General features: G+C 56.2%; 11 protein-coding genes. 6 read left to right on the top strand and 5 right to left on the bottom strand.

The annotated features are described in order from the left end of the window. Together PZA18_RS15265 and PZA18_RS15260 are read left to right on the top strand one after the other, a co-directional pair. A partial coding sequence (locus PZA18_RS15265; RefSeq protein WP_284101721.1) for a hypothetical protein occupies nt 1-400 on the top strand: 400 nt, incomplete at its 5' end. 87 nt (nt 401-487) lie between these two features. Continuing rightward, nucleotides 488-1183 carry a GAF domain-containing protein gene (locus tag PZA18_RS15260; RefSeq protein ID WP_284101720.1) on the top strand — a complete coding sequence of 232 codons (696 nt, stop codon included), beginning with the start codon at nt 488-490 and terminating at the stop codon, nt 1181-1183. Here the strand turns inward: PZA18_RS15260 and PZA18_RS15255 are convergent. Then, nucleotides 1180-1800: a DNA-3-methyladenine glycosylase family protein gene (locus PZA18_RS15255; protein WP_284101719.1), complete on the bottom strand. Its 621-nt coding sequence runs from the start codon at nt 1798-1800 to the stop codon at nt 1180-1182. The genes PZA18_RS15260 and PZA18_RS15255 overlap by 4 nt on opposite strands. Then, entirely contained in the window at nt 1797-3098 is a 1302-nt protein-coding gene (gene pmbA, locus PZA18_RS15250) for a metalloprotease PmbA (protein ID WP_284101727.1), read from the bottom strand. The genes PZA18_RS15255 and pmbA overlap by 4 nt, the downstream gene beginning before the upstream one ends. Nucleotides 3099-3287: 189 nt before the next feature. Between pmbA and yjgA the strand changes: the two genes are divergently transcribed. Together yjgA and mog are read left to right on the top strand one after the other, a co-directional pair. After that, nucleotides 3288-3848, top strand: coding sequence for a ribosome biogenesis factor YjgA (yjgA, locus tag PZA18_RS15245; protein WP_284101718.1), 561 nt, complete (start codon nt 3288-3290; stop codon nt 3846-3848). A gap of 22 nt (nt 3849-3870) precedes the next feature. After that, a complete protein-coding gene (gene mog / locus PZA18_RS15240) occupies nt 3871-4455 on the top strand; it encodes a molybdopterin adenylyltransferase (RefSeq protein WP_284101717.1) in 585 nt (194 codons plus the stop codon). A gap of 76 nt (nt 4456-4531) precedes the next feature. Here the strand turns inward: mog and PZA18_RS15235 are convergent, their stop codons facing one another. Beyond that, nucleotides 4532-5038 carry a DUF1993 domain-containing protein gene (locus PZA18_RS15235; RefSeq protein WP_284101716.1) on the bottom strand — a complete coding sequence of 169 codons (507 nt, stop codon included), beginning with the start codon at nt 5036-5038 and terminating at the stop codon, nt 4532-4534. Between the two features lie 265 nt (nt 5039-5303). On the opposite strand from PZA18_RS15235, the gene PZA18_RS15230 reads away from it, so the two are divergent. Next, nucleotides 5304-5927, top strand: a complete 624-nt coding sequence (locus PZA18_RS15230; protein ID WP_284101715.1) for a glutathione S-transferase family protein — start codon at nt 5304-5306, stop codon at nt 5925-5927. Here PZA18_RS15230 and PZA18_RS15225 read toward each other — a convergent pair whose 3' ends face one another. Further along, nucleotides 5928-6914, bottom strand: a complete 987-nt coding sequence (locus tag PZA18_RS15225) for a serine/threonine protein kinase (RefSeq protein ID WP_284101714.1) — start codon at nt 6912-6914, stop codon at nt 5928-5930. 132 nt (nt 6915-7046) lie between these two features. On the opposite strand from PZA18_RS15225, the gene PZA18_RS15220 reads away from it, so the two are divergent. After that, nucleotides 7047-8498, top strand: a complete 1452-nt coding sequence (locus PZA18_RS15220; RefSeq protein WP_284101713.1) for an ATP-binding protein — start codon at nt 7047-7049, stop codon at nt 8496-8498. A gap of 170 nt (nt 8499-8668) precedes the next feature. Here PZA18_RS15220 and PZA18_RS15215 read toward each other — a convergent pair whose 3' ends face one another. Then, nucleotides 8669-10171 (bottom strand): aldehyde dehydrogenase, encoded by a 1503-nt coding sequence (locus PZA18_RS15215; protein WP_284101712.1) that lies wholly within the window; start codon nt 10169-10171, stop codon nt 8669-8671. Nucleotides 10172-10197: the final 26 nt, after the last annotated feature.

Here is a 10197-nt window from a genome sequence, read left to right as displayed (position 1 = left end):
CGCCGGATTTGGGCCTGCCGCCGCGTTAAAAATCGCGTGGCTTATCACTAAGCGGCGCGCTTTTTGCCTTGCATCAGGCCCAAATCCGACGAAACGCGATCCGGAAATAAAACGTCAACAGAGCCAAAGTCGTAGCCGGCCGATTGCGGTCAACACCAAACCTTCATCCGGCCTTCAAGCTGATTTGCCACGCGCCTATTTTCACCTAACGATCCGGGCGTACAACTCACCAAATGGCTATTTCATCGTTGGAATGAAGCAGAAATTTTTCAGCGGCTTCGACCGCAGTTTTAGGCGCTGTTGGCCATTTGCCATTCGCCATTCAGTCGGGGAGGTGCTTTGGCGACCAGAATGTCACCCTTCCGCCGATGTCAGCTCGGCAGCAAAGGGGCAGGAGTAGGCAGCAACTTTGATTTAGCGCACAGGGGTGAGATGATGCGAACCCGCCGTTTCTACGCATTCCCCTCCATTCCGAACAGGAAAATCAATGAGCCCCATCCTCCGCTATTGCGAACGCGCCGGATTACCCGTACCGGATGCCGCCACCGTCGCCCAAGCCGAAAGAGCGCTGGCAGAACTGGCCGATGCCGCCAGCCACGCCCGTGCTGACTCAGATCTCTACCGCTACCGGGTGCCGGAATTGTCTGATGATGGCAGCTGCTCGCTGTTTGAGTCGCTGGCTGCGGCCCCCTATGATCTGAGCCGGATTCTGGGCGGTGAAAGCGCACAGACCAGCCGTCAGCTGGCAGCGCTCAACGCCATGGTGCAACGGCTCAGCGAACGCACTGAAGCCGGTTGGGCTGGCATCTACCAGGCGCGCCAACTCGCCGATGGCAGCCGCGCCTTGATCAAACTGGCCTACCAGGGCAAACCCAGCCGCGCAGAGTTTCCACTGACGCCAGAATTTGCCGCCCATTCCAACAACAGCACGGTTGGTCTGAGTGGCCAAGCCAAGCTGATTTCACGGGTGGCTGACCACGTTGCCGCCGGCGGCGCCTATTACAAGTGTGATCCGGCCGTGCAGTCAGAAGCCTGCCTGCCACTATTCGATTCGGCCGGCACCGTAGTCGGTATTGTCGATGTTGAAGACAGCCGGGCCAGCTGGTTTGATGGCGAAAGGCTGGGATGGGTGATCGGGCTATGTTTGATGGCGGTGGAGTATTTGCCAGCGGGCGCCGACTAATACGCCACCGGCAGCGGGTCCAGACTACGCCACAGATACCAGGTAGCAACGCTGGACCACGGTTGCCACAGCGCTCTGGCAATTTCACGCATCTTGAGCTTGGATATTGGATCGCCGTGGTTATAAAACTGCGCCATCGCCCGTTGCAGGCCAATGTCGTCGAGCGGCAGCACGTTCGGCCGCAGCAAGTGAAAGATCAGGAACATCTCGGCCGTCCAGCGGCCGATGCCCTTGATGGTGATGAGTTCTGCAATGACGGCCTCGTCATCCCGATCCAACCAATCGCGCACTGACAGCTGGCCAGCAACATGCCGATGTGACAGATCCTGCAGATAGGCGACTTTGCGCGACGACAGCCCACAAGCCTGCAGATCGGCCTCTGCCATGGTCAGCAGGGCATGCGAGCTGACTTCGCCCAGCCGCTGCGCCAAGCGGCCCCAGATGGTTTCCGCAGCCTTGACCGAAATCTGCTGGCCGACGATAGACCGGGCCAGGGTAATGAACGCATCCCCCTTGCCCTCCAGACATTCACCGGGATATTGCTGTAGCAGGCGTGCCAGAACGGCGTCACGCTCGGCCAGTTCATGGCAAGCCTGCTCCCAATACTCCGGTCTCACTCGCCAGCAACCATCATGCGGTCAATCAGTACCGAACCCACTCGCTTCGAGCCACGGGTTTCCAGATCGGAACCAATCGCCTGAATGCCCATGAACATATCTTTCAGATTGCCGGCGATGGTCACTTCTTCGACCGGATGGACGATTTCGCCATTTTCCACCCAGAAACCCGCTGCACCGTGCGAGTAATCACCGGTCACCATATTGATGCCATGTCCCAGCAGCTCGGTCACCAGCAGGCCGCGCCCCATAGTCTTGATCAGCTCAGCCTGACCACCGGTAATCGTTGGTTTGATCAGCAGGTTATGGCAACCACCGGCATTGCCGGTTGTGGTCATGCCCAGCTTGCGGGCGGTATAGGAAGACAGAAAGTAGCCGTTGAGCACACCGTTTTCGACCAGGTCACGCTCGTGAACAGCCACCCCTTCGCCATCGAACGGCGAGCTGGCCAGGCCCCTCGGCAGGAAGGGGGTCTCGTGAACGTTGACGCAGGGTGCCATCACCGGCTTGCCCAGGCTGTCGAGCAGGAATGAAGAACGACGATACAGCGAGCCGCCGCTGACTGCCGACACCAGATGGCCAAACAGGCCCGCCGCCTGGGAAGGATCGAACAGCACCGGCACCTGCGCCGTCTTGATGCGCCGTGCGCCCAGCCGCGCCAGCGTGCGCCGGCCGGCGTGCTCACCCACGGCAATCGCCGACTCCAGATCCTCGGCGGCCCGTGCCGTGGTGTACCAGTAGTCGCGCTGCATGGTGTCGTTTTCTTCAGCGATGACTGAACAGCTCATGCTGTGCCGGCTGGAGACGCTATAGCCTGAAAAGCCCAGGCTGTTGGCGTACACAAAATGGGTAGCATGGCTCGACACGCCGGCCCCGTCAGAATTGGTAATCCGAGGGTCAATATTCCGCGCCGCAGCCTCGCAGCTGAGTGCCAGTTCGATCGCTCTTTCAACGGAGAGATCCCACGGGTGGTAGAGGTCAAGCTCGGGAAACACCGTTGCCAGCTGCTCGCGATCCGGCAGGCCGGCGCAATCATCCGCAGCGGTATAGCGGGCAATCGCAACGGCAGCCTCAACGGCCTGGCGAATAGCCGTCGGGGAGAAGTCAGAGGTGCTGGAATGCCCCTTGGCCTGTCCCAGATATACGGTGATGCCGATCCCTTTATCGCGGTTGTACTCGATGGTTTCGACGGCGCCAACCCGTACCGACACGTTCTGGCCAAAACCTTCAGATACCTCGATATTGCAGGAAGTTGCCCCGGCATCGGCAGCCATGCGTAGCGCATCGGCGGCAAGCATCTGGAGCTGTTCGGAGGAATAGGCGAATTGGGTCGTGGTCACAGGGAGCCCTCGAATATTGAAATGTTGGAAGTTTATGTAGGGTTTTTGGCGCTATTTGGCCAGATTTGCCTTGAACAGACGGGCGCAGGCGCCTTCATGGCACCGCATGCAGTATCATAACAAACTTTGCAAGACGGCCCCGCCACGATGTCTGACCTCCCATTTGATCCCGAATACGACCAACCCAGCAAAACCCGCCGCAAGCAGGAAGCCCACGACATGCAGGAGCTGGGCGAACAGCTGATGCCCCTCAAGCGCAAGCAGCTGGAACGCCTGAACCTGCCGGAGCGGGTGGTTGACGCCCTGCTGGAATCACAGCGCCTGACCGAGCGCGGCGCCATCAAACGCCAGAAGCAGTACATCGGCAAACTGATGCGCGACCTCGACCCGGAACCGATCCGGGAATTCCTGAGCACGCTTCGCGCCACGTCCGACCGCCACAATGCCTGGCTGCACCGCCTGGAGCGTCTGCGCGATACGCTGATTGCCGATGACTCTGCCCTGGCAGCGTTTATTGCCGAGCACCCGGAAGCCCCCGTGCAGTCGATGCGGCAGGCGATTCGCAATGCCAAGGCCGAACAGGCCGCCGGCAAGCCGCCCAAAGCTTATCGCCAGCTGTTTCAGCTATTGAAGGAAGTGATCGCCGAGCCCGCCGCGCCACGTCTTGCCGACGAAGACGAGGACGAGGACGAAACCAACGAGGATTGAACCCGAACGGAATGAGGCTGCCATGTATGAAACGGTAAAGATCGGGCTGGTTTCGGTGAGCGATCGCGCTGCCAGCGGCGTATATGAAGACAAGGGTCTGCCCGCCCTGCGAGAGTGGCTGACCACAGCCCTGCACAATCCGGTGGAGTGGGTGGAAAGACTGATTCCAGACGAGCAGATTGAAATCGAAGCTACGTTGATTCATCTGGTTGATGACTTGCACTGCCATCTTGTGCTGACCACTGGCGGCACCGGCCCCGCGCCACGCGATGTCACGCCCGATGCCACGCTGGCGATTGCCGACCGCGTCATGCCCGGCTTTGGTGAGCAGATGCGACAGATCAGCCTGCAGTTTGTGCCGACGGCTATCTTGTCACGCCAGACCGGCGTCATCCGCCGCCAGTCCCTGATTCTGAATCTGCCGGGTCAGCCCAAGTCGATCAAGGAAACCCTGGAAGGGCTCAAAGACGAAGCCGGCCAGACCAAGGTGCCGGGCATTTTCGCCGCCATCCCTTACTGCATCGACCTGATCGGCGGCCCCTACCTCGAAACCCGGTCGGAAGTCGTCAGTGCATTCCGGCCCAAGTCGGCACAACGACCCCACTAGTCCGCTTTTTGTTCCGACAAACAACAAAGGCCGCATTTGCGGCCTTTGTTGTTTGCGGATAAGTCGCCGCTCCTGGCTACTTTGCCCCAAGAAAATCCTTCTTGCCCAGCTCCACACCGTTATGCCGCAAGATGTCGTAGGCCGTCGTCAGATGAAAATAGAAGTTGGGCAACACAAACTGGTTTAGATACGTCAGGCCATCGAAAGTCAATTCGCCGCTGCGCATTTTCAGCACAACCGTACGACTCTCGCTGCCATCAATCTGCTCGGGTTTGAAGGTTTGCAGGTAATCGACCGTCTTGGCGATACGCGCCTTCAGCTCTTCCACTGTTGTCTCGTTATCCTCCCAATTCGGCGGCTCCACCCCTGCCAGCCGGGCGGCGCAGCCTTTGGCCAGATCACTGGCGATCTGAATCTGCCGCGAAAGCGGGAACATATCGGGCGCCAGACGGCTACCGAGTAGCACCGCCATATCAAACTTCTTGGCATCGGCATGCGCGACGGCTTTATCGAGAATCACCGACAGGCTATTAAGAAAGTGCGGCATGACAGCAACGGAAACCTGATACATCGACAACGACATCGAGAATCTCCTGAGTGATGAGGTGCAGGGCAAAGTGACATCAGACAGGCTATACCGATTACCGATACCAGCCCCGAGTCACCAGGCGATCAGCATGAACGGGCAGACCAGACACTTACAGGGCGGTGCGGGTAGCCACGCCGGACAACACATTCCGTATCAGCCCCCTGCCCCATGCAGGCTTCATGCTATCGCGCCATAAAAGACTATAGACGGTGTTTAAAAGTTCTCGTAACCCAAAAGCGATGCAGCAAGGGGACAAAGGATGTACACACTCTTTGGCTACAAGGGCTCTGGTTCAGCAGCCATCGAGCTTGCCCTGGAAAGAACCCTCCAACCCTTCCGGGTCTGCCAGGCAGCATCATGGGACCCGCAATCCGCCATCAAGGAACTGCTCGCCATCAACCCGCTGGGCCAGATCCCAACCCTGCAGCTGCACGACGGAACCGTTCTGACAGAGAGTGCCGCCATCCTGATTCACCTTGGGCTCAATCACCCGGTCAGCGAACTGCTACCCGCCGATGCGGCCGATCGGGCGCAGGTCATTCGCGGGCTGGTCTACCTTGCCGCCAACTGCTACGCCGCCATAGGGGTGATTGATTACCCGGAACGCTGGAGTACCAAGCACGACGAAGCCACCCTCAAAGCCATCCGCCAAGGGGCCCGCGATCGCCTGCATCACTACTGGGATCTGTTTGCCGATTGCTTCTGGCGCGAACCTTATCTGAGCGGCCCACAGCTGGGAGCGCTCGACCTGCTGGCAGCAGTCGTCTCGAAATGGTCAGGCGCCAGACCACATATCGCGGCATCGCGCCCACACCTTTACAAAACCCTGCAGAAAATTGAAGCCGATGAAGCCGTCACCCGTGTTTTCAGCCAGCACTGGTGATCAAGGCACCACCCACAGCGGCGGCTCATCCAGCAGCGCCACCTGCTCGCGCAGCTCCAGAATCCGGTCTTGCCAGTAACGCTGACTGCCAAACCACGGAAACGCCACAGGAAAAGCCGGATCATGCCAGCGCCGGGCCAGCCAGGCCGAGTAATGCAGCAGCCGCAAAGTGCGCAGGGCTTCGATCAGATGCAGCTCACGATAATCGAACTCGCAAAACTCCTCATAACCCGCCAGCAAATCGGCCAGCTGGCGTGAACGGTCTTCCCGCTCACCCGACAGACACATCCATAAATCCTGAATCGCCGGACCCATCCGGCAATCGTCGAAATCAACGAAATGCGGGCCGTCGTCGGTCCACAAGATATTGCCACCGTGGCAATCGCCATGAAGGCGCAGACTGCCAACGCTACCGGCCCGGTCATAGCAGCGGCGCACACCCTCCAGTGCCTGCAAGGCCACGCTGCGATAAGTCTCCGTCAGCTCAGGCGGCAACCAGTTGTTTTCCAGCAGATAGGCCAGCGACTGCTCGCCGAAACTGGCAATGTCGAGCGTCGGCCGATGCGCAAACGGCCGCACCGCACCCACGGCATGAATCCGCCCGAGAAAGCGGCCCAGCCATTCCAGCGTCTGCGCATCATCCAGTTCCGGCGCCCGACCGCCCCGACGAGGGAACAAGGCAAAGCGGAAGCCTTGAAAGCTGTGCAAGCTTTGGCCACCCAGCAGCAAGGGCGCCACCACCGGAATCTCCAGCCCGGTCAACTCGGCCAGAAAGGCATGCTCCTCCAGAATCGCCGCCTCACTCCAGCGCTCGGGCCGGTAAAACTTCACCACCACCGGCGCCGCATCATCGATGCCCACCTGATACACGCGGTTCTCATAACTATTCAGCGCCAACAAACTACCACTGGCCCGCAGGCCGGTGCTGTCGATGGCATTCAAAATACAATCCGGGTCGAGCCCGGAGAAGGGAGGGGTAGGGTTCATGGGGGCATTGTAAGAGAAAACCATTTCCAGTTACAAAACAAAGCAACGTATTCAACATGAATTGCTAAAACCAAGAACCATTACTATAAATCTCACAACCTCGCTTTAAAGCCACCCCCCCAAGGAGGTATCATGCAATTCACAGAAGAAAATATTATAAGTATTTTTGGATACGAAGCCGCAGAAGACGAAGAAATTGACAAGCTAAAATCTTACTACCTTAAAGGAAAAACCTTTGAACAAATCTCAAACGATCTACCTCTTAGAATATTAGTTGGACACAAAGGAACAGGAAAGTCTGCGTTATTGCGAATCTCAAAAGAGGAAGAAAAAGAAAATAGAAAACTCTCTATACTAATCAAACCCGATGACATTATAGGCATTGGCGATAAAGAAGAAGATTTTCTAAAATTAATTCGAGAATGGAAGCGCGGATTAATTAAAATAATCGCAGAAAAAGCACTAACCTCTTTCGGACTACCATACAACAGCACGAGAGAAAAAATTAACGAATACACTGGGAAATTAATTGAATACATAAAATCCACGCTACAAGAGTCAATAAAAAATTATGCACATCTAGAAAAATCCGAAGAATTAATTATTAAAAACTTTATATCCAGCAATAAAATATATGTATACATTGACGATTTAGATCGGGGCTGGCAAGGTCAAAAATCAGACATAAGAAAAATATCGGCCCTACTAAATGCAGTAAGGGATATTAACTCAGAAACAAAGAACATATCTTTCAGGATTAGTTTGCGATCTGATGTCTATCATCTAGTTCGTACATCAGACGAATCAACAGATAAAATTGAAGGAAATGTAATATGGCTTTCCTGGTCAAACCATGAAATTCTTGCCTTGCTTATAAAGCGAGTAGAGCATTTTTTTGGAAGAGAACATGAAACCAGTAATCTTATAAAACTAGATCAATCTACTCTTGCTTCCAAATTATATCCATTGATGTCCTCCACATTTTACGGTGCAGGACATTGGTCATCGATACCTACCCATAGAATGCTTATGACCCTTATAAGAAAGCGGCCTCGCGATCTCATAAAGCTATGCACGCTAGCAGCAAGGGCTGCCAGTGAAAAGTCTGCCGATATAATTTCAACAGAACACTTTAAATGCATCTTTGAAGAATATTCACAAGGCCGCCTCCAAGACACCATAAATGAGTACAGATCAGAATTACCTGAAATAGAAAGGCTTTTACTTGGAATGAAGCCATCCAAGCAAGAGAAAAGAACCTCCACATCCTACATATACACCACAGACACCCTATTAAAGAAAATAGAGAATATTACACAATCCGGCACTTTTAAATTCTCCAATGGAAAAATCGCCGACAAGCAGTCACTTGCTGCTTTTATGTATAAAATAAATTTCATAACAGCAAGGAAAGATATCGGAGACTATATTAATCGAAAATACTTTGAAGAGAATCGATATTTACTTCAAAAATTTATTGATTTTGGTTTTGACTGGGAAATGCATCCCGCATATCGCTGGGCATTGCAACCAAACGACATAGGAGATATTTTTCTCCAAATGAAGCCCAGCAGTCCAGAATAGATTTATTGCGGCAGTTGCCGCCTTTTTATACACATCAACAGGCAAACCAGATATAAATTACTTCTCCAAGCCGTTTCTCCAATTAATATCTCAAATATTTCGTACTGGGGAAAGGCCGACCCCCACCCCAGGCTAACCACTGGGCTAATCGCTGGCGAACAAGCTTCCAATCACCCCAACTTCACCACCGTCGATTTCAACTCGGTGTATTTCTCCATCGCGTGTAGCGATTTGTCGCGGCCGTTGCCGCTTTGTTTGTAGCCACCGAAGGGGAAGTTCATGTCGCTGCCTTCTTCGTAGCAATTTACCCAGACGGTGCCGGCGCGCAGGCGGCGGGCGGCGGTGTGGGCGGTGACGAGATCGGCGGTCCAGATGGCGGCGCCCAGGCCGTAGTCGCTGCGGTTGGCAATGGCAATGGCTTCGTCGAGGGTGTCGAATTCGATGATGGAGAGTACGGGGCCGAAGATTTCTTCGCGGGCGATGCGAATGTTGGGGTCGCTCACCTGGAAGATGGTGGGTTCAACGTAGTAACCGCCCGTATCTGCGCGGGTTTGTTGGCCGCCCAGCACCAGGGTGGCACCTTCCTGTTTGCCGGCTTCGATATAGCCCAACACGCGCTTGAGCTGGATGTCATCGACGATAGCCCCCATGCCGGTAGCGGGGTCGAGCGGGTGGGCGGGCTGCCAGGTGGCCATTTCGGCCCGCACGCGCTCCACAAACTGGTCTTTGATTGCGCGTTGCACCAGTAGCCGCGAGCCGGCGGTACACATTTCGCCCATGTTGTAGCAGATGGCGCCGGCGGCAGCTTGCGCGGCGCGGTCAAGGTCTGGGCAGTCGGCCAGCACGATATTGGCTGATTTTCCGCCCAGTTCGAGCCAGACCCGCTTGAGGTTGCTCTGCCCGGCACATTGCATGATGCGTTTGCCGACGGCCGTCGAGCCGGTAAAGGCAATGCAATCGACATCGCCATGCAGGGCCAGTGCCTCGCCCACCCGGCCGTCTCCCGTCAGAACATTGAATACCCCTGCCGGGATGCCGGCATCGCGCGCCAGACCGGCCAGACGAATGGCAGTCAACGGCGATTTTTCGGAAGGCTTGAGGATGACCGAGTTGCCGGTCGCCAGCGCGGGCGCGATCTTCCAGGAAGCCATGAGGATGGGGAAGTTCCAGGGCACGACGCAGGCCACCACGCCAACCGGCTCACGGGTGATAAGGCCAAGGATGTTGTGGTCGCAGGGGGCGACTTCACCCGGCCATTTGTCGATGGCTTCGGCATACCACTCGATACATTGGGCCGCCCCAGGCACGTCGCCCCGGGTGGCGTCGTTGATGGGTTTGCCCATATCCAGCGATTCGAGCAGGGCCAGTTCGTCGTTGTGCAGGCGGATCAGCTCGGCAAATTTGCGCAGTACCTTCTTGCGTTGACGCGGGTGCAACCCCGCCCAGACACCGGCCTCGAAGCTGCGGCGGCCGGCCGCCACGGCCAGATCGACATCAGCCTGGCCGCACTGGGCGACTTCGCACAGGAGTTCGCCGTCTATCGGGCTGCGGCATTCAAAGGTCTCCTCGGTTTGCGCCGGGGCGTAATGGCCGTCGATAAAGGCACGGGATTCAATCTGCAGGGCTTGGGCGTGGGCTTGCCAGTAGGCGAGGTTTTTTTCGGGGGAACTCACGGGAGGACTCCTGTTGCGGCCGACTG

Source organism: Parachitinimonas caeni, assembly GCF_030129945.1.
GTDB classification, from domain to species: Bacteria; Pseudomonadota; Gammaproteobacteria; order Burkholderiales; family Chitinimonadaceae; genus Parachitinimonas; species Parachitinimonas caeni.
This window is presented reverse-complemented; position numbering and strand designations above follow the sequence as displayed.